This is a genomic window from Streptomyces sp. NBC_00490, assembly GCF_036013645.1.
Classification (GTDB): domain Bacteria; phylum Actinomycetota; class Actinomycetes; order Streptomycetales; family Streptomycetaceae; genus Streptomyces; species Streptomyces canus_F.
On sequence record NZ_CP107869.1, the window covers coordinates 7,135,925 to 7,155,295 of the forward strand.

The 19,371-nt window shown below is 70.6% G+C and carries 12 protein-coding genes; 9 read left to right on the top strand and 3 right to left on the bottom strand.

Features of this window, described 5'->3' with window-relative positions:
• Positions 1-195: 195 nt before the first annotated feature.
• Both smc and OG381_RS32770 read left to right on the top strand, forming a co-directional pair.
• Complete coding sequence (gene smc / locus OG381_RS32765) at positions 196-3,780, top strand: chromosome segregation protein SMC (RefSeq protein WP_327719616.1); 3,585 nt, start codon at positions 196-198, stop codon at positions 3,778-3,780.
• Positions 3,781-4,019: 239 nt separating this feature from the next.
• Positions 4,020-5,435 carry a sugar porter family MFS transporter gene (locus OG381_RS32770; RefSeq protein WP_327719617.1) on the top strand — a complete coding sequence of 472 codons (1,416 nt, stop codon included), beginning with the start codon at positions 4,020-4,022 and terminating at the stop codon, positions 5,433-5,435.
• A gap of 125 nt (positions 5,436-5,560) precedes the next feature.
• Here the strand turns inward: OG381_RS32770 and OG381_RS32775 are convergent, their stop codons facing one another.
• Positions 5,561-6,532, bottom strand: a complete 972-nt coding sequence (locus OG381_RS32775; protein WP_327719618.1) for an LLM class flavin-dependent oxidoreductase — start codon at positions 6,530-6,532, stop codon at positions 5,561-5,563.
• A gap of 249 nt (positions 6,533-6,781) precedes the next feature.
• Here OG381_RS32775 and ftsY point away from each other — a divergent pair, with 249 nt between their 5' ends.
• Positions 6,782-7,984 carry a signal recognition particle-docking protein FtsY gene (gene ftsY / locus OG381_RS32780; protein ID WP_327719619.1) on the top strand — a complete coding sequence of 401 codons (1,203 nt, stop codon included), beginning with the start codon at positions 6,782-6,784 and terminating at the stop codon, positions 7,982-7,984.
• 104 nt (positions 7,985-8,088) lie between these two features.
• On the opposite strand, the gene OG381_RS32785 is transcribed toward ftsY, so the two are convergent.
• Positions 8,089-8,754, bottom strand: a complete 666-nt coding sequence (locus tag OG381_RS32785; protein ID WP_327719620.1) for a bifunctional DNA primase/polymerase — start codon at positions 8,752-8,754, stop codon at positions 8,089-8,091.
• 434 nt (positions 8,755-9,188) lie between these two features.
• Between OG381_RS32785 and nsdA the strand changes: the two genes are divergently transcribed.
• From nsdA to ffh, 5 genes are all read left to right on the top strand, one after another.
• Positions 9,189-10,682 carry a transcriptional repressor NsdA gene (gene nsdA / locus OG381_RS32790; RefSeq protein WP_327719621.1) on the top strand — a complete coding sequence of 498 codons (1,494 nt, stop codon included), beginning with the start codon at positions 9,189-9,191 and terminating at the stop codon, positions 10,680-10,682.
• 313 nt (positions 10,683-10,995) lie between these two features.
• Positions 10,996-12,333 carry an ammonium transporter gene (locus OG381_RS32795; protein ID WP_327719622.1) on the top strand — a complete coding sequence of 446 codons (1,338 nt, stop codon included), beginning with the start codon at positions 10,996-10,998 and terminating at the stop codon, positions 12,331-12,333.
• Positions 12,330-12,668, top strand: a complete 339-nt coding sequence (locus tag OG381_RS32800) for a P-II family nitrogen regulator (RefSeq protein WP_003997576.1) — start codon at positions 12,330-12,332, stop codon at positions 12,666-12,668. Before OG381_RS32795 ends, OG381_RS32800 begins: the two co-directional genes overlap by 4 nt.
• A gap of 25 nt (positions 12,669-12,693) precedes the next feature.
• The gene (locus OG381_RS32805) at positions 12,694-15,147 is read left to right on the top strand and encodes a [protein-PII] uridylyltransferase (protein WP_327719623.1); all 2,454 of its coding nucleotides are present in this window, start codon (positions 12,694-12,696) and stop codon (positions 15,145-15,147) included.
• A gap of 258 nt (positions 15,148-15,405) precedes the next feature.
• Positions 15,406-16,959 (top strand): signal recognition particle protein, encoded by a 1,554-nt coding sequence (gene ffh, locus OG381_RS32810; protein ID WP_327719624.1) that lies wholly within the window; start codon positions 15,406-15,408, stop codon positions 16,957-16,959.
• A 146-nt stretch (positions 16,960-17,105) separates the two neighbouring features.
• On the opposite strand, the gene OG381_RS32815 is transcribed toward ffh, so the two are convergent.
• Complete coding sequence (locus OG381_RS32815; RefSeq protein ID WP_327719625.1) at positions 17,106-17,963, bottom strand: SAM-dependent methyltransferase; 858 nt, start codon at positions 17,961-17,963, stop codon at positions 17,106-17,108.
• A 787-nt stretch (positions 17,964-18,750) separates the two neighbouring features.
• On the opposite strand from OG381_RS32815, the gene OG381_RS32820 reads away from it, so the two are divergent.
• Complete coding sequence (locus tag OG381_RS32820) at positions 18,751-19,347, top strand: hypothetical protein (protein ID WP_046258840.1); 597 nt, start codon at positions 18,751-18,753, stop codon at positions 19,345-19,347.
• Positions 19,348-19,371: the final 24 nt, after the last annotated feature.

Consider the following 19,371-nt stretch of genomic DNA (forward strand, 5'->3'; position numbering starts at 1 on the left):
CCCGGATCAACCGCTAAGTAGTCAGAGTTCGAGTTTGCAAGGGACGCTTCGGCGTCCCTTCTTTCTTTCCCCCGCGTACAACAACACCTTCCCGCTCTCTTTAACGTCTGATGTGCCCTGCACGTTCATGGGTGAAACCGCGGGGGACAGCGCGTTCATGGAGTGAGACAAGCCCGGAAGGTAGAGTCCAGCGGCGTGCACCTCAAGGCCCTGACCCTGCGCGGGTTCAAGTCGTTCGCCTCCGCGACCACGCTCCGGTTCGAGCCGGGTATCACGTGCGTCGTCGGACCGAACGGCTCGGGCAAGTCCAATGTGGTCGACGCCCTCAGCTGGGTCATGGGCGAGCAGGGCGCCAAGTCGCTGCGCGGCGGCAAGATGGAGGACGTCATCTTCGCCGGCACCACCGGGCGGCCCCCGCTGGGCCGCGCCGAGGTGTCCCTGACCATCGACAACTCCGACGGGGCGCTGCCCATCGAGTACGCCGAGGTCACCATCACGCGGATCATGTTCCGCAACGGCGGCAGTGAGTACCAGATCAACGGCGACACCTGCCGGCTGCTGGACATCCAGGAACTGCTCTCCGACTCCGGCATCGGCCGCGAGATGCATGTCATCGTCGGCCAGGGGCAGCTCGACTCGGTCCTGCACGCGGATCCGATGGGCCGCAGGGCCTTCATCGAAGAGGCCGCGGGTGTGTTGAAGCACCGCAAGCGCAAGGAGAAGGCGCTGCGGAAGCTGGACGCGATGCAGGCCAACCTCGCGCGCGTGCAGGACCTGACGGACGAGCTGCGCAGACAGCTCAAGCCGCTGGGCCGCCAGGCGGCGGTCGCGCGGCGGGCCGCGGTGATCCAGGCGGATCTGCGCGACGCCCGTCTCAGGCTCCTGGCCGACGATCTCGTACGGCTGCGCCAGGCGCTCTCGTCCGAGATCGCCGACGAGGCCGCGCTGAAGGAGCGCAAGGAGGCCGCCGAGCAGGAGCTGAAGAAGGCCCTGCAACGGGAGGCTCTCCTGGAGGACGAGGTGCGGCAGCTGACGCCGCGGCTCCAGCGGGCCCAGCAGACCTGGTACGAGCTCTCCCAGCTCGCCGAGCGGGTGCGCGGCACGGTCTCGCTCGCCGACGCGCGCGTGAAGAGCGCGACCTCGGCGCCACCGGAGGAACGGCGTGGCCGTGACCCCGAGGACATGGAGCGCGAGGCCGCCCGGATCCGTGAGCAGGAGGCCGAGCTCGAAGCGGCCCTGGAGGCGGCCGAGCACGCGCTGGAGGACACGGTCACGCACCGCGCCGAACTGGAACGCGCGCTCGTCCAGGAGGAACGGCGTCTGAAGGACGTCGCCCGCGCCATCGCCGACCGCCGCGAGGGGCTGGCCCGGCTGAACGGCCAGGTCAACGCGGCTCGTTCGCGCGCCGCCTCGGCCCAGGCCGAGATCGACCGGCTGGCCGCCACCCGGGACGAGGCCCAGGAGCGGGCCTTCGCCGCGCAGGAGGAGTACGAGGCGCTCAAGGCGGAGGTCGACGGGCTCGACGCGGGCGACGCCGAACTGGCGGAGCGGCACGACGCGGCGAAAGCGGAGCTGGCCGAGGCGGAGGCCGCGCTGACGGCGGCCCGGGAAGCGGCCACGGCGGCGGAGCGGAAGCGGGCGGCGACCCAGGCCCGGCACGAGGCGCTCGCGTTGGGGCTGCGCAGGAAGGACGGCACGGGAATACTGCTGGGCGCGAAGGATCGCCTCACCGGCCTGCTGGGCCCGGCGGCAGAGCTGCTGACGGTGACACCGGGCTACGAGGTGGCGCTGGCGGCGGCTTTCGGAGCGGCGGCGGACGCACTGGCGGTGACCTCACCGTCGGCGGCGGCGGACGCGATCCGGTTGCTGCGGAAGCAGGACGGCGGACGGGCGTCATTGCTGCTGGCCGGGGTGCCGGAGGCGCCCCTCGGGGGCGCGGGGAACGGCGCGACCGGCCACGACGAGCCGGCTGACGCCACACGACCCCGCGCGGCGGATTTCGTCCGCGGCCCTTCGGACCTCATGCCGGCCGTACGACGTCTGCTCCACGGCATCGTCGTCGTCGGCACTCTCGAAGACGCCGAGGACCTCGTCTACGCCCGCCCCGACCTGACCGCCGTCACCGCCGAAGGCGACCTCCTCGGCGCGCACTTCGCCCACGGCGGCTCCGCGGGCGCCCCCAGCCTCCTCGAAGTACAGGCATCCGTCGACGAGGCAGCGGCCGAGCTGGAAGAACTCGCCGTCCGCTGCGAGGAGTTGAGCGAGGCCCAGCACGAGGCCCAGGAGCGGCGGAAGGAACGCACCGCACTGGTCGAGGAGCTCAGCGAACGGCGCCGCGCCGCCGACCGGGAGAAGTCGACCGTGGCCCAGCAGCTCGGCCGGCTGGCCGGACAGGCACGCGGCGCCGCGGGCGAGGCCGAACGGTCCGTCGCCGCCGCGGCCAGGGCGCAGGAATCGCTCGACAAGGCCCTCCAGGACGTGGAAGAACTCGCCGAACGTCTCGCCGTCGCCGAGGAGCTGCCCGTCGAGGAGGAGCCGGACACCTCCGTACGGGACCGGCTCGCCGCCGACGGTGCCAACGCCCGGCAGACGGAGATGGAGGCCCGGCTTCAAGTGCGGACGCACGAGGAGCGGGTCAAGGGTCTCGCCGGCCGCGCCGACTCCCTCGACCGCGCCGCCCGGGCCGAGCGCGACGCACGCGCGCGTGCCGAGCAGCGGCGGGCACGGCTGCGGCACGAGGCCACGGTCGCCGAGGCCGTTGCCTCCGGTGCGCGGCAACTCCTCGCGCACGTCGAGGTGTCCCTCGGGCGAGCCGACGAGGAGCGGGCCGCCGCCGAGGCCGCCAAGGCGCGCCGCGAGCAGGAGCTGGCCGCCGCCCGCAACGCCGGCCGGGATCTGAAGGGCGAGCTCGACAAGCTGACCGACTCGGTGCACCGGGGTGAGGTGCTCGGCGCCGAGAAGCGCATGCGGATCGAGCAGCTGGAGACCAAGGCGCTGGAGGAGCTGGGGGTCGAGCCCGCCGGGCTCGTCTCCGAGTACGGGCCCCATCAGCTCGTACCGCCCTCTCCGCCCGCCGAGGGCGAGGAGCTGCCGGAGGACCCGGAGCATCCGCGCAACCAGCCGAAGACGTTCCACCGGGCCGAGCAGGAGAAGCGGCTCAAGGCCGCCGAACGGGCCTATCAGCAGCTCGGGAAGGTGAACCCGCTCGCGCTCGAGGAGTTCTCGGCGCTGGAGGAGCGGCACAAGTTCCTCAGCGAGCAGCTGGAGGACCTGAAGAAGACCCGCGCCGACCTGCTCCAGGTGGTGAAGGAGGTCGACGAACGCGTCGAGCAGGTCTTCACCGAGGCCTTCCGGGACACCGCCCGGGAGTTCGAGGGTGTCTTCAGCCGGCTGTTCCCGGGTGGTGACGGGCGGCTGATCCTCACCGACCCCGACAACATGCTCACCACCGGCGTCGACGTGGAGGCGCGTCCGCCGGGCAAGAAGGTGAAGCGGCTCAGCCTGCTCTCGGGCGGTGAGCGGTCGCTGACGGCCGTGGCCATGCTGGTGTCGATCTTCAAGGCCCGGCCCAGCCCGTTCTATGTCATGGACGAGGTCGAGGCGGCCCTCGACGACACCAACCTGCAGCGGCTGATCCGCATCATGCAGGAGCTGCAGGAAGCCTCGCAGCTGATCGTCATCACCCACCAGAAGCGCACGATGGAGGTCGCCGACGCGCTGTACGGCGTCTCCATGCAGGGCGACGGTGTGTCGAAGGTCATCTCGCAGCGACTCCGCTAGTCACGTGGCCTCTACACCTATCACGACCTGCGCCTTCTGGCTGACTTCAAGTCTTGAACGAATCGACACCTCGCGGGTACGGAAAATTCACAGCCGTCCCCCTGTTGACTAAGAAACTTGAAGGCATAGTCTCTGCAACGTTGCTTTTACCTTCAGGTGGTGGGCGGCGTGAAGCTATGCGCCACTGGAAGGGCTCACCCCCCACCCGGCAGCGCTGCCGGTGGCCCGAGGAGTTTCACTTGACCAGCACAGCGGCACCCACGTCAGGAGCCAGGTCGGCTCAGCCCGAGCACCTCGGGCACGTCATCTTCATCGCGGCGGCGGCCGCGATGGGAGGCTTCCTCTTCGGCTACGACAGCTCCGTGATCAACGGCGCGGTCGAGGCCATCCGGGATCGCTACGACATCGGGTCCGCAGCGCTGGCCCAGGTCATCGCCATCGCCCTGATCGGATGCGCCATCGGCGCCGCGACCGCCGGCCGGATCGCCGACCGGATCGGCCGCATCCGGTGCATGCAGATCTCGGCCGTCCTCTTCACGGTCAGCGCGGTGGGCTCGGCGCTGCCCTTCGCCCTGTGGGACCTCGCCTTCTGGCGCGTCGTCGGCGGCTTCGCCATCGGCATGGCCTCCGTGATCGGCCCCGCCTACATCGCGGAGGTCGCCCCACCGGCCTACCGCGGTCGCCTCGGTTCCTTCCAGCAGGCCGCGATCGTCATCGGCATCGCCGTCTCTCAGCTGGTCAACTGGGGCCTGCTGAACGCGGCCGGCGGTGACCAGCGCGGCGAGCTGATGGGCATCGAGGCCTGGCAGGTCATGCTCGGCGTCATGGTGATCCCGGCCGTCCTCTACGGCCTGCTCTCCTTCGCGATCCCCGAGTCCCCGCGCTTCCTGATCTCCGTCGGCAAGCACGAGCGCGCCCGCGAGATCCTCAAGGAGGTCGAGGGCGACACCATCGATCTGGACGCCCGCGTCACCGAGATCGAGCACGCCATGAACAGCGAGCACAAGTCCACCTTCAAGGACCTGCTCGGCGGCAGCTTCTTCTTCAAGCCGATCGTCTGGGTCGGTATCGGCCTCTCGGTCTTCCAGCAGTTCGTCGGCATCAACGTCGCGTTCTACTACTCCTCGACCCTGTGGCAGTCGGTCGGTGTCGACCCGACGGACTCGTTCCTCTACTCGTTCACGACGTCGATCATCAACATCGTCGGCACCGTGATCGCCATGATCTTCGTGGACCGCGTCGGCCGTAAGCCGCTGGCCCTCATCGGCTCGGTCGGCATGGTGATCGGTCTCGGACTGGAGGCCTGGGCCTTCTCCTTCGACCTGGTCGACGGCAAGCTGCCGGCCGCGCAGGGCTGGACCGCCCTGATCGCCGCCCACGTCTTCGTCCTCTTCTTCGCCCTGTCCTGGGGTGTGGTGGTCTGGGTCTTCCTCGGCGAGATGTTCCCGAACAGGATCCGCGCCGCCGCCCTGGGTGTGGCCGCCTCCGCGCAGTGGATCGCCAACTGGGCCATCACCGCGAGCTTCCCCTCGCTGGCGGACTGGAACCTCTCCCTGACCTACGTGATCTACACGGTCTTCGCCGCGCTCTCCATCCCGTTCGTCCTCAAGTTCGTCAAGGAGACGAAGGGCAAGACGCTGGAGGAGATGGGCTGAACGGCCCGCACGAACTCGGGGGGACGGGCCCATCCCCGCTGTCCTTCTCCCCGTATCCTGCCGCCGCCCCCGACCCGGTCACTGCCCGGGTCGGGGGCGGCGGTGCCGTTGGGTCACCGCACAGGTCAGTCCGTCAGCGCCGGCAGCACCTCCTGCGCGAACAGCCGCAGACTCCGCCACCCCTCCTCCAGCGGCATCCCGCCCGCCAGCGGATGCAGGACGAGGTTGTCGAGGCCCTGCGCCACGCACTCGGCCGGAGTCAGGATCCGGTACACGCCCTCGGCACGCAGCTCGTCCACGGTCGTGGCCCCCGACCGCACGGCGGACCGGATGTCCCCGGACTGCCAGGAGGCGTACGTCCGGGCCTCGTGCAGGAAACAGGAGCCGTACATGTCCCACGCCCGGTCCGGGTCCTCGGCGATGTGCAGCAGCGGGGTCTCGGCGGCGGGCATCATGGTCCAGCCCTCGGTGTCGTACTCGACGAGCCGCTCCTTGTAGTACGCCTCCAGCTCCGGCAGATGCGCGCTGGGGAAGAACGGCAGGCCCAGACGGGCGGCCCGGCGGGCGGCGGCCCGGGAGGAGCCGCCGACCAGGAGCAGGGGGTGCGGGTCGGTGCAGGGGCGCGGGGTGACCCGTACCGTACGGCCCCGGTACTCGAACTCCTCGCCGGTCCAGGCCCTGAGCAGCGTCTCGAGGAGTTCGTCCTGGAGCTTGCCGCGTCGCTTCCAGTCCACGTCGAACTGGGCGTACTCCTCGGGCCGGTAGCCGATTCCCGCGACCGTCACCAGGCGGCCGCCGCTCAGTAGATCCAGTACGGCGATCTCCTCGGCCAGCCGGAGCGGGTCGTGCAGCGGGCCGATGATCGCCGAGACCGTGACCGCGATCCTTCGGGTCGCTCCGAAGACGGCGCCCGCGAAGGCGAACGGCGAGGGCAGCCAGTTGTTGGCGACGCCGTGGTGCTCCTCGGTCTGCACGGTGGTGATCCCGTGCTCGTCGGCGTACGCGGCCATCTCCAGGGCGGTCTGGTAGCGGGCGCGCAGGGAGGCGGGGCCGGCGCCGGGTTCGACGAGGTTGAAGCGTACGACCGTGACGGGCATGGGTTCCCCCTCGATGCACTGGACGGTGGAGGGGGACGCTAGCTGACGATGCGTCAGATGGCCATGGTCGCGGGCCCTCGGGCGAGGTCGCCGACGCCGGGCCGGAGCCGCCCCGGTACCAGGAGGCGCTGGTGCTCATGGGGCGCCATCATGCTTTGATCTGTTTGGTCCCTCTATGAGCCCTTTTGTTCTTTGGTGGAAAGTGCAGGCTGGGTCCGGCAGGGGCCCATGACTGATACTGGACAGGTTATGGAAACCGTCATCCTTGCTGTAGTCATCGCCGTGGTCGTGCTCGGTGTGCTCGGCGGGCTCGTCGTCGGCAGCCGACGTAAGAAGCCGCTGCCCCCGCCGCCTCCCGCAGCGCCCGACATCACCGCCCCTCCGGCCGAGCCGCACGTCGGCGACGAGGCCGAGACGCCCCGCGACGAACCGCGCCGGACGATAGAGGAGGTGGATCTCCCGGACGGCTCGGCCCCGGTCGCCGTCGAGGAGCCGCCGGCTCTTGAAATCCCCGAGATCGAGGTCCCCGAGCCCACGGCCGGACGTCTCGTCCGCCTGCGCGCGCGCCTCTCCCGCTCCCAGAACGCGCTCGGCAAGGGGCTGCTCACGCTCCTGTCGCGCGAGCACCTCGACGAGGACACCTGGGAGGAGATCGAGGACATCCTCCTCACCGCCGACGTCGGCGTCGCCCCCACCCAGGAACTGGTCGAGAGCCTGCGCGAGCGCGTGAAGGTGCTCGGCACCCGGACCCCCGAGGAGCTGCGCGGCCTGCTGCGCGAGGAGCTCCTCAAGCTGCTCGGCACCGACTTCGACCGCACGGTCAGGACCGAGCCCGAGACCAGCAAGCCCGGCATCGTGATGGTCGTCGGTGTCAACGGCACCGGCAAGACCACCACCACCGGCAAGCTCGCCCGGGTCCTGGTCGCCGACGGCCGCAGTGTGGTCCTCGGCGCCGCCGACACCTTCCGTGCCGCCGCCGCCGACCAGCTCCAGACCTGGGGCGACCGGGTCGGCGCCCACACCGTCCGGGGCCCCGAGGGCGGCGACCCCGCCTCCATCGCCTTCGACGCGGTGAAGGAGGGCAAGCAGATCGGCGCGGACGTCGTGCTGATCGACACCGCCGGGCGCCTCCACACCAAGACCGGGCTCATGGACGAGCTCGGCAAGGTCAAGCGGGTCGTCGAGAAGCAGGCGCCGCTCGACGAGATTCTGTTGGTGCTGGACGCCACGACCGGGCAGAACGGCCTCGTGCAGGCCCGTGTCTTCGCCGAGGTCGTCGACATCACCGGCATCGTGCTGACCAAGCTGGACGGCACCGCCAAGGGCGGCATCGTGATCGCGGTCCAGCGGGAGCTGGGTGTGCCGGTGAAGCTGGTGGGTCTCGGTGAGGGTGCCGACGACCTGGCGCCCTTCGAGCCGGAAGCGTTCGTGGATGCCCTTATCGGTGAGTAGTACTCACCCGCCGTCGGTGGGGAGAACGCCTCCACATGAAGAAGTGCCCGCCCCCGAGGTGCAGTCGGGGACGGGCACTTCTTCATGTGCGCCTGCTCGTACCGCTACGCCCGCGACCGGTGTGCCACGTAGGCGAGCGTCCCCAGCAGCAGCCTCGCCGCCGGCGGTTTCGTCGCCGAGTCCAGCGCGGGGGAGCGCAGCCACTCGACCGGGCCCAGGCCCGCCCGGTCCGAGGGCGGGGCCGTGATGTGGGTGCCGGGGCCCAGGCCACGCAGGTCCAGGGAGGTCGGGTCGTCCCAGCCCATGCGGTAGAGGAGTTCGGGCAGTTCGGCGGCGGCGCCGGGGGCGACGAAGAACTGCGCGCGGCCCTCGGGGGTCGCCGTCACCGGGCCGAGGGGCAGGCCCATGCGCTCCAGGCGGACCAGGGCGCGGCGGCCGGCGGGTTCCGCCACCTCGATCACGTCGAAGGCCCGGCCGACGGGCAGCATCACCGAGGCGCCCGGGAACTCGGCCCAGGCGCCGGTCACTTCGTCCAGCGTCGCCCCGGCGGGCACCTCCGGCGCGAAGTCCAGCGGGTGCGCGCCCGGTGTCTGGCAGTCCGCCCGGCCACAGGAGCAGGCGCCCGCGGCGGCCCGGGCGCCCGGGACGACGTCCCAGCCCCAGAGTCCGGTGAACTCGGCCACGGCGGTGCACTCCGACGAGCGGCCGCGGCGACGCGAGGAGGACCGGATGTCGCGGATACCCCGACTGCTGCCGATCGTGAAGCCCATGCCCCCTCCAACGGGTCCGACGCACCGGTGGTTACGAGACGTGCACGGAAAGTGACCTGAGCGCTGTTCCCGAACGTCCGCTCGGCGCCCGGATGCGCCCCGGGTGGCGTGCTCGGCCCTGTGCGCCCCTGAGTGCACCGTTCCGCCCACTCCCGGCTGTCCTATGTCAAGTGAATCGCGCGCAGGCGACCGTGAGTTCATTCGAAGGGGTGGCGAATGGTGGCGTTTCCGGGATCCCCATGGCTGGAGGGGTGATCGTAGGATTACTGTGAGTGCACGAGTCCTGGGGGCACATGCACTTGTGGGTATGCCGGAGGCAAGTCGGTATCCCGTTCGAAGGGTGAGAAGTACCGGACGGGCGGCCGTATTTACCGGCATTCTGATAGGGCTTGGCGCACTCAGCGACAAGTGGTCTCAGGGATGGGGGCGTTCCAGTGAGCGGCAACGGCGAAAGCGGAACGGGCGCCGGCAGCGCGGCGAACGGTGACAAGCGCCCCAATGAGCTGCTCACCTCGTGGTTCGTGCGCAGCGGCTGGTCGAAGGGCGAACTCGCCCGCCAAGTCAACCGCCGGGCCCGCCAGTTGGGCGCCAACCACATCTCCACCGACACCTCGCGCGTCCGCCGCTGGCTGGACGGCGAGAATCCCCGTGAGCCGATCCCCAGGATCCTGTCGGAGCTGTTCTCCGAGCGGTTCGGCTGTGTCGTCTCGGTCGAGGATCTCGGCCTGCGGGCCGCCCGCCAGTCACCGTCCGTGTCCGGGGTCGACCTGCCCTGGACGGGCCCGCAGACCGTGGCCCTGCTCAGCGAGTTCTCGCGCAGCGACCTGATGCTGGCGCGGCGCGGCTTCCTCGGGACCTCGCTGGCCCTGTCCGCGGGCCCGTCCCTCATCGAGCCCATGCAGCGCTGGCTCGTGCCCTCCCCGTCCGCCGCGCACCACGAGCCCGAGTCGGCGGCCGCGGCCCGCCGGGTCGGCCGGCTGTCCAAGCCCGAGCTGGACCTCCTCGAGTCCACCACCGTGATGTTCCGGCAGTGGGACGCCCAGTGCGGCGGCGGTCTGCGCCGCAAGGCGGTCGTCGGCCAGCTGCACGAGGTCACGGACCTCCTCCAGGAACCCCAGCCCGACACCACCACCCGCAAGCTGTTCAAGGTCGCCGCAGAACTGGCGGAGCTCGCGGGCTGGATGTCGTACGACGTCGGGCTCCAGCCGACCGCGCAGAAGTACTTCGTCCTGGCCCTGCACGCCGCCAAGGAGGCCGGCGACAAGCCGCTGGGCTCGTACGTCCTGTCCAGCATGAGCCGCCAGATGATCCACCTGGGCCGGCCCGACGACGCCCTGGAGCTGATCCACCTCGCGCAGTACGGCAGCCGGGACTGCGCGAGTCCGCGCACCCAGTCGATGCTGTATGCGATGGAGGCCCGCGCGTACGCCAACATGGGACAGCCCGGCAAGTGCAAGCGTGCCGTCCGGATGGCCGAGGACACCTTCGCCGACTCCGATGAATGGGACGAGCCGGACCCCGACTGGATCCGCTTCTTCTCCGAGGCCGAGCTGTACGGCGAGAACTCCCACTCCTACCGTGACCTGGCCTATGTCGCCGGCCGCAGCCCCACGTACGCGTCCCTGGCCGAGCCCCTGATGCAGCGGGCCGTGGACCTCTTCGCCAAGGACGCCGAGCACCAGCGGTCGTACGCGCTCAACCTGATCGGCATGGCCACCGTGCACCTGCTCCAGCGCGAGCCCGAGCGGAGCACGGTGCTCACCGAGGAGGCGATGCATATCGCCAAGAAGGTCCGCTCCGAGCGGGTGAACACTCGTATCCGAAAGACGGTGGACACGGCCGTACGCGATTTCGGTGATCTCGCCGAGGTTGTGGATCTCACCGAGAAGCTCGGCATCGAGCTTCCGGAGACGGCCGAAGCAGTCTGAATTCCTTGAGCCCCGGCCGCGGCCGGCCCTCCCGAACTGCCCGACTCGGCTCCCCCATGCCAGGTCATCGGAAGGCCGACCGCGGCCGGTTTCTTGCCTTCACCGAAGGTTGCGCCACGATAACGATCATTCCGGTGAACATCCGGCAGTTCATCGAGGCGTAACACGTAAGGCGCCTTCGTCACGGCGGCGAAACAACGAGGGGCTTCCAACGAAACCGCGCTGCGCCAATCTCATGGCGCATAACCGGCCCACCCCTCAATCCGCTCAGGCTTCGCCCGCACGGGGCCGTACCAACGACGAGGAGACGCCGATGGCACCAGCCATCACGATGGCGGCAGACGTAGAGCTGTCGCCCGCCAACACGGGCTTCATGCTCATCTGTTCCGCCCTGGTGCTACTCATGACCCCGGGTCTGGCCTTCTTCTACGGAGGCATGGTCCGCGTCAAGAGCACCCTGAACATGCTGATGATGAGCTTCATCAGCATGGGGATCATCACCATCCTGTGGGTGTTGTACGGCTTCTCCGTCGCCTTCGGCGCCGACAAGGGCAGCCTCGTCGGCTGGACGTCGGACTTCGTCGGGCTCAGCGGAATCGACAAGGGCGACCTCTGGCTCCCGTACAACATCCCGGTCCTGGCCTTCATGGTCTTCCAGCTGATGTTCGCGATCATCACGCCCGCCCTGATAAGCGGCGCGCTGGCCGACCGTGTGAAGTTCTCCGCCTGGGCGCTGTTCATCGCGCTGTGGGCCACGATCGTGTACTTCCCCGTCGCCCACTGGGTCTGGGGCACCGGCGGCTGGGCCTTCGACCTGGGCGTGATCGACTTCGCCGGTGGTACGGCGGTCCACATCAACGCCGGTGCCGCGGCGCTCGGCGTCATCCTGGTCATCGGTAAGCGCGTCGGATTCAAGAAGGACCCGATGCGCCCGCACAGCCTCCCGCTGGTCATGCTCGGCGCCGGTCTGCTGTGGTTCGGCTGGTTCGGCTTCAACGCCGGTTCGTGGCTCGGCAACGACGACGGCGTCGGCACGCTGATGTTCGTCAACACGCAGGTCGCCACCGCCGCCGCCATGCTGGCCTGGCTCATCTACGAGAAGATCCGCCACGGCGCGTTCACCACGCTGGGCGCCGCCTCCGGCGCGGTCGCCGGTCTGGTCGCCATCACCCCGTCCGGTGGCGCGGTCACCCCGATCGGCGCGATCGCGGTCGGTGCCATCGCCGGTGTCCTGTGCGCCATGGCCGTCGGCCTGAAGTACAAGTTCGGCTACGACGACTCGCTCGACGTCGTCGGTGTCCACCTCGTCGGCGGTGTCGCGGGCTCGGTCCTGATCGGCTTCTTCGCCAGCGGCAAGGGCCAGTCGGACGCGACCGGCGTCTTCTACGGCGACCACTCGTGGACCCAGCTGTGGAAGCAGCTCGCCGGTGTCGGCGGAGTCCTCGCCTACTCCCTGATCGCCTCCGCGATCCTCGCCTTCATCCTCGACAAGACCATCGGCATGCGGGTCACCGAGGACGAAGAGGTCGCCGGTATCGACCAGGCCGAGCACGCCGAGACCGCATACGACTTCAGCGGCGCCGGTGGCGGTGCCGCCAAGACCGCGGCCGCTCCCGCCGCCGCAGGAGCGGGCAAGAAGGTGGACGCATGAAGCTCATCACCGCAGTCGTCAAGCCCCACCGGCTCGACGAGATCAAGGAAGCCCTCCAGGCCTTCGGAGTCCACGGCCTGACGGTCACCGAGGCGAGCGGTTACGGTCGTCAGCGGGGCCACACCGAGGTCTACCGCGGTGCCGAGTACACCGTCGACCTGGTCCCCAAGATCCGCATCGAGGTCCTCGCCGAGGACGACGACGCCGAACAGCTGATCGACGTCATCGTCAAGGCCGCCCGCACCGGCAAGATCGGTGACGGCAAGGTCTGGTCCCTGCCGGTCGAGACGGCCGTACGGGTCCGGACCGGCGAGCGCGGACCCGACGCGCTCTGACAGAAGAAGATTTAGGAGCTGCTGGGTGTCGAGTACGGACGTGCGAAAAGAAGCAGAAGACTCGGGACCCAGCGGCTACGCGGCGGCCCGGCTGCGCCTCCTCACCGAGGGGGCGCAGTCCGGGCCGCCGCGCCGTTCGGCCCTCGCCGAACTGACGGACGACTGGCTGTCGGGGCTCTTCGACACCGGCGCCGAGGCGCTGCGCGGGGTCTCCCTGGTCGCGGTCGGCGGCTACGGCCGTGGCGAGCTGTCCCCGCGCAGCGACCTGGACCTGCTCCTGCTGCACGACGGCAGCGACTCCGGCGCCGTCGCGACCCTGGCCGACCGTCTCTGGTACCCGGTCTGGGACCTGGGCCTCGCCCTCGACCACTCCGTGCGGACGCCCGCCGAAGCCCGCAAGACGGCCGCGGAGGATCTGAAGGTCCAACTCGGTCTCCTGGACGCCCGTCACCTCGCCGGTGATCTGGGCCTGACGGCCGGACTGCGCACCGCCGTCCTCGCCGACTGGCGCAACCAGGCGCCCAAGCGCCTGCCCGAACTCCAGGAGCTGTGCGCCGAGCGCGCCGAGCGCCAGGGCGAGCTCCAGTACCTGCTGGAGCCGGACCTGAAGGAAGCCCGCGGTGGACTGCGGGATGCCACCGCCCTGCGCGCCGTCGCCGCCTCCTGGCTGGCCGACGCCCCGCGTGAGGGCCTCGACGACGCCCGGCGCCGGCTGCTCGACGTACGCGACGCCCTGCACCTCACCACCGGGCGCGCGACCGACCGGCTCGCGCTCCAGGAGCAGGACCAGGTCGCCGCCGAGCTCGGACTGCTCGACGCGGACACGCTGCTGCGGCAGGTGTACGAGGCCGCGCGGGTCATCGCCTACGCCAGCGATGTCACCTGGCGCGAAGTGGGCCGCGTGCTGCGTTCGCGCGCCGTGCGGCCGCGGCTGCGCGCCATGCTGGGCGGCGGCAAGCCGGTGGCCGACAGGTCGCCGCTGGCGGAGGGCGTGGTCGAGCAGGACGGCGAGGTGGTGCTCGCCCGCGCCGCGCGTCCCGAACGCGACCCCGTGCTTCCGCTGCGCGCCGCCGCGGCCGCCGCACAGGCGGGCCTGCCGCTGTCGTTGCACGCCGTACGGCGTATGGCGGCCAATGTGCGGCCCCTGCCCACGCCCTGGCCCGCCGAGGCACGCGAACAGCTCGTGACCCTGCTCGGCTCCGGCTCCCCGACGATCGATGTCTGGGAGGCGCTGGAGGCGGAGGGGCTGATCACCCGACTGCTCCCCGACTGGGAGCGGGTGCGCTGCCGGCCGCAGCGCAACGCGGTGCACATCTGGACGGTCGACCGGCATCTCATCGAGACCGCGGTGCGGGCCTCCGAGTTCACCCGCCGCGTCCACCGCCCCGACCTGCTGCTCGTCGCCGCGCTGCTGCACGACATCGGCAAGGGGTGGCCCGGTGACCACTCCGTGGCCGGCGAGATCATCGCGCGTGACGTGGCGAGCCGGATCGGCTTCGACCGCGAGGACGTGGCGGTGCTCGCCTCCCTCGTACGCCATCACCTGCTGCTCGTGGACACGGCCACCCGGCGTGACCTGGAGGACCCGGCGACGGTCCGTTCGGTCGCCGACGCGGTCGGCTCGCAGGGCACGCTCGAACTGCTGCACGCCCTGACGGAGGCCGACGCGCTGGCCACCGGACCGGCCGCCTGGTCGTCCTGGCGGGGCTCGCTCGTCGCCGACCTGGTCAAGCGGGTCGCGGCCGTGCTCGCCGGCGACGACCCGGACGAGCCCGAGGCCGCGGCGCCCACCGCCGAGCAAGAGCGGCTCGCCATCGAGGCGATCGCGACGGGCAGCCCGGTTCTGTCGCTGCGCGCGCAGACCGAGCCGCCGGCCGTCGCGGAGGGACAGCCGGCCGGTGACCCCGAGCCGCTCGGTGTGGAGCTGCTGATCGCCGTACCCGACCGGCCGGGCGTGCTGCCCGCGGTGGCCGGCGTGCTCGCCATGCACCGCCTGACCGTCCGCACGGCCGAGCTGCGCGCACTGGACCTGCCGGACGGTGTCGAGGGCTCGGTGCTGCTGCTGAACTGGCGGGTGGCGGCGGAGTACGGCTCCCTGCCGCAGGCGGCGCGACTGCGCGCGGACCTGGTGCGGGCGCTGGACGGTTCGCTGGACATCGCCGGGCGGCTGGCCGAGCGGGACGCCGCGTATCCCCGCAGGCGCGGTGTGGTGGCGCCCGCGGCACGGGTGACCGTCCATCCGACCGCGTCCCGGCTGGCCACGGTGTTCGAGGTGCGCGCGCAGGACGCGCCGGGGCTGCTGTTCCGGATCGGGCGGGCGCTGGAGGACGCGGGAGTGCGGATGCGCAGCGCCCATGTGTCCACGCTGGGCGCCAACGCCGTCGACGCGTTCTACGTCACGGGGGCCGAGGGGGCGCCGCTGCCGGGGGAGGAGGCGTCGAGCGTGGCACGGAAGCTGGAGGAGACGCTGCGGGCGTGACCTTGCGGTCGTGTTGGCCGACAGCCGGGTGCGTTGCTGGCTGACGCGGGGGTGGCCGGACCGTCGGGTGTGTGCCCGGCTGACGCGGGGTGGTCCGGGGCGCCTCCGCGAGGCCGGCACGCGTGCGATCCGCTCCCCGCCGACGCGGGGGTTTCCGTCTTCGTCCGCTCAACCCGGCGGGCGGGGACGAATTGCTTGCCGGGCCGGATACCCTGGAAGGCAGTCCAAACGCCCCCGACTCCGAGGACCGACGCCGCCGTGTTCGATACCCTCTCCGACCGCCTCAGCGCGACTTTCAAGAATCTCCGCGGCAAGGGCAGGTTGTCCGAGGCGGACATCGACGCCACGGCCCGCGAGATCCGCATCGCCCTTCTCGAAGCGGACGTGGCCCTGCCCGTCGTCCGTACGTTCATCAAGAACGTCAAGGAGCGCGCGCTCGGCTCCGATGTCTCCAAGGCGCTGAACCCGGCGCAGCAGGTTCTGAAGATCGTCAACGACGAACTCGTCACGATCCTCGGCGGTGAGACCCGGCGACTGCGCTTCGCCAAGCAGCCGCCCACCGTGATCATGCTCGCGGGTCTGCAGGGTGCCGGTAAGACCACCCTCGCGGGCAAGCTCGGCCGCTGGCTGAAGGAGCAGGGCCACTCGCCGCTCCTCGTCGCCGCCGACCTCCAGCGTCCCAACGCCGTGAACCAGCTCAGCGTCGTCGCCGAGCGCGCGGGCGTGGCCGTCTACGCGCCGGAGCCCGGCAACGGCGTGGGCGACCCGGTCAAGGTCGCCAAGGACTCCATCGAGTTCGCGAAGTCCAAGGTCCACGACATCGTGATCGTGGACACCGCCGGCCGCCTCGGCATCGACCAGGAGCTGATGCAGCAGGCGGCGGACATCAGGGACGCCGTCTCGCCCGACGAGATCCTCTTCGTCGTCGACGCGATGATCGGTCAGGACGCGGTCAACACCGCCGAGTCCTTCCGCGACGGCGTCGGCTTCGACGGCGTGGTGCTCTCCAAGCTCGACGGTGACGCCCGCGGTGGTGCGGCCCTGTCGATCCGGCAGATCACCGGCAAGCCGATCATGTTCGCGTCGAACGGCGAGAAGCTCGAGGACTTCGACGCCTTCCACCCTGACCGGATGGCCTCCCGCATCCTCGACATGGGTGACCTGCTCACCCTGATCGAGCAGGCGGAGAAGACGTTCAGTCAGGAAGAGGCCGAGAAGATGGCCTCCAAGCTGGCGTCCAAGAAGGGCCAGGACTTCACCCTGGACGACTTCCTGGCCCAGATGGAACAGGTCAGGAAGATGGGCAGCATCTCCAAGCTGCTCGGCATGCTTCCCGGCATGGGCCAGATCAAGGACCAGATCAACAACCTGGACGAGCGCGACGTCGACCGCACGGCCGCCATCATCAAGTCGATGACCCCGGCCGAGCGCCAGGACGCGACGATCATCAACGGCTCCCGCCGCGCCCGTATCGCCAAGGGCTCCGGCGTCGAGGTCAGCGCGGTCAAGAACCTGGTCGAGCGGTTCTTCGAGGCCCGCAAGATGATGTCCCGCATGGCCCAGGGCGGCGGCATGCCGGGGATGCCCGGGATGCCGGGCATGGGTGGCGGTCCCGGCCGCGCCAAGAAGCAGCCGAAGCAGGCCAAGGGCAAGCAGCGCTCCGGCAACCCGATGAAGCGCAAGCAGCAGGAGGCCGAGGAGGCCGCGCGCCGGGCCGCGGCCGCCCAGGGCGGCAACGCCTTCGGTGTGCCGGGCCAGCAGGCCCCGCAGGACTTCGAGCTGCCGGACGAGTTCAAGAAGTTCATGGGCTGACGGTTCGTTCTGTACGTCGCTGGGGGCGCCCTCCGTTGTGGAGGGCGCCCCCAGCGTCGTAGGCGCACATGCCCGTGTTCCTGGTCGCCGACCTCGGAACGTTGAGACCGGCCGACGGCCCGCGACGCGGCACCGCCGGCGAAGCGCTACAGCACGCGCGCGATCAGGTACCGGAACACGTTCGGCATCCACACCGTCCCGTCCCGGCGCTGGTACGGGTGGAGGGCCTCCACGACCTCCTTGTCGACCTGGGCCTGGTCCGTCGCGGAGATCGCCGCGTCGAACAGGCCCGTGGAGAGCAGGCCCCGCAACGCGCTGTCCACGTCGGCGTAGCCGAAGGGGCAGGCGACCCGGCCGGAACCGTCCGGCTTGAGGCCCGCCCGCTGGGCCACCTCCTCCAGGTCGTCGCGGAGGGCGGGGCGCCAACTGCCCGCGCTGCGCAGCGGATCCGCCAGCTTGGTGGCCACCCGCAGCACGGACGACGTGGTGCACCGTTCCGGTGGACCCCAGCCGGCGAGCACCACGGGTGCCCCCCGCTCGACGAGCGGCGTCGCCGCGGCGAGCAGCCCGGCGAGCCCCTCCGAGTCGCCCGCGAGACACCCGATGGGCTCGAAGGCGGTCATCAGGGTGTACGCGGGCGTCTCCGCGTCGGCCGCGTCCCGAGGGTGACCGTCCACGATCCGGGTCCGCGCACGCGTGCGTGTGCCCCACTCCTCCGGCAGCAGCCGCTCCCGGGCCAGCGCCAGTCGTTCCGGGGCCGAGGAGTCGACCCCGGTGACCGCGGCCCCTCTCGACGCCGCCATCAGCAGGGCGAGTCCGCTGCCGCAACCGAGGCCCAGCACCCGGGTGCCGGTGCCCACTTCGAGTCGCTCGTAGACGGCCTCGTAGAGCGGAACCAGCATCCGCTCCTGGATCTCGGACCAGTCACGCGCGCGTGCACACCGGTCCACACGGGGCTCCTGCCCCGTATGAGTCAGGTGCTGCCGCACGAGCGTAGGTGTCATCGAAAGCGCCCCAATCCGCCGAGAGTTGCTGCTGTGCCCGATTCCATGGCCCCCGTGACGTGCGCTCGCACTCCCCCCGTATGCCAGATAACTCCGCACTCGAGCGCGCGTCCAGGGTCTGTGGGGCCCGGCTTGAGGGTTCCCTGGACACCTGACGAGAATTCACATCCCGGCAACCTGGAGCCGTACCATGGTCATCCGACTGAACGGGTACGGGCTGGGGGAGCGGACGCGGGCGGAGACGGCCGCTGCTGATCAACCAGTGGGCGGACGTGGTCCGTTGGGAGCAGTTCCAGGCCGTCGCTCCGGCGATCAAGGGCGACGAGACGGTTCTGGCCAAGGTCCGCGGGTGCGACGGTCGGAGCCTGTCGGCACGGATCGGGATCGAGCCCGTGACCTGGCGAGCGGTACGGCGAAGGCGGCCGGTTGCGCGGTGATCGTACGGTGTCTGGTCGTCGCGGGCGGGTCGGTTGGCGACGGAGACAAGGCGCCCGGTAACGTCACCGTCGTCGCCCGCGCTGATTGAGGTAGCGGCCTTCCGGCGCGAGAGCGACCGAAACGCCTCTTGCGCATCCGCGGACCACAGTCGCCCCGGGGCGCGGACACCGTCTACGTGGCGGGGCGTATATCGGCCTACGTACCGGCTTAGTACGAGCTGTGAGGCTTCTCCGCAGATCAGCGCACCCGCCCTCGTCCGGACGCATCAGCGGCAACTGACGGGTACGTGCAAATTATTTGGGATGCCCCGGAATCGGAACACTGGGGCACCCCGGCTCGTTGTCATTACGTGAGCACGACACAGACACCACCTGTTCTCGCCGCCGAGCTGGCGCAGGCGTGGGCCGACATTCAGCGGTACCACCCCGAGCTGCCCGATCTCGCCGCGCCAGAGTCCCTGATCGGAGAGTCGTCGTCCGCGTGCGGACACGAGCTCTCCTTCGAGCGACTGCTCCACGAGGCAGTCCATGGGATCGCCGCCTCCCGCGGCGTCCGCGACACCTCCCGCGCCGGCCGCTACCACAACCGCAGATTCCTCGCGATCGCCGAGGAGCTGGGCCTGGACCACCCCGAGGAACCGCATCCCAGCAGTGGCTTCTCCCTGGTCACGCTCAACCCCGAGGCCAAGCGCCGCTACCGCCCGACCATCGAGCGGCTCCAGCGCGCCCTGAAGGCCCACACGGCGGCCACCTCCGCCGACACGGCCCGTTCCTTCCGCGGCCCGGCCGCCCGGCACGGCTCGTCCGGCGGTGGCGTACGCGTCAAGGCGGTCTGCGACTGCGGTCGCAATGTGCGCGTCGTCCCGTCGGTCCTGGCGCAGGCGCCGATCGTCTGCGGAGGGTGCGGCAAGCCGTTCCGCATTCCCGAGGTACTCGGGGCCGCGTAACCGCGGCCGGTGGAGTACCGGCAT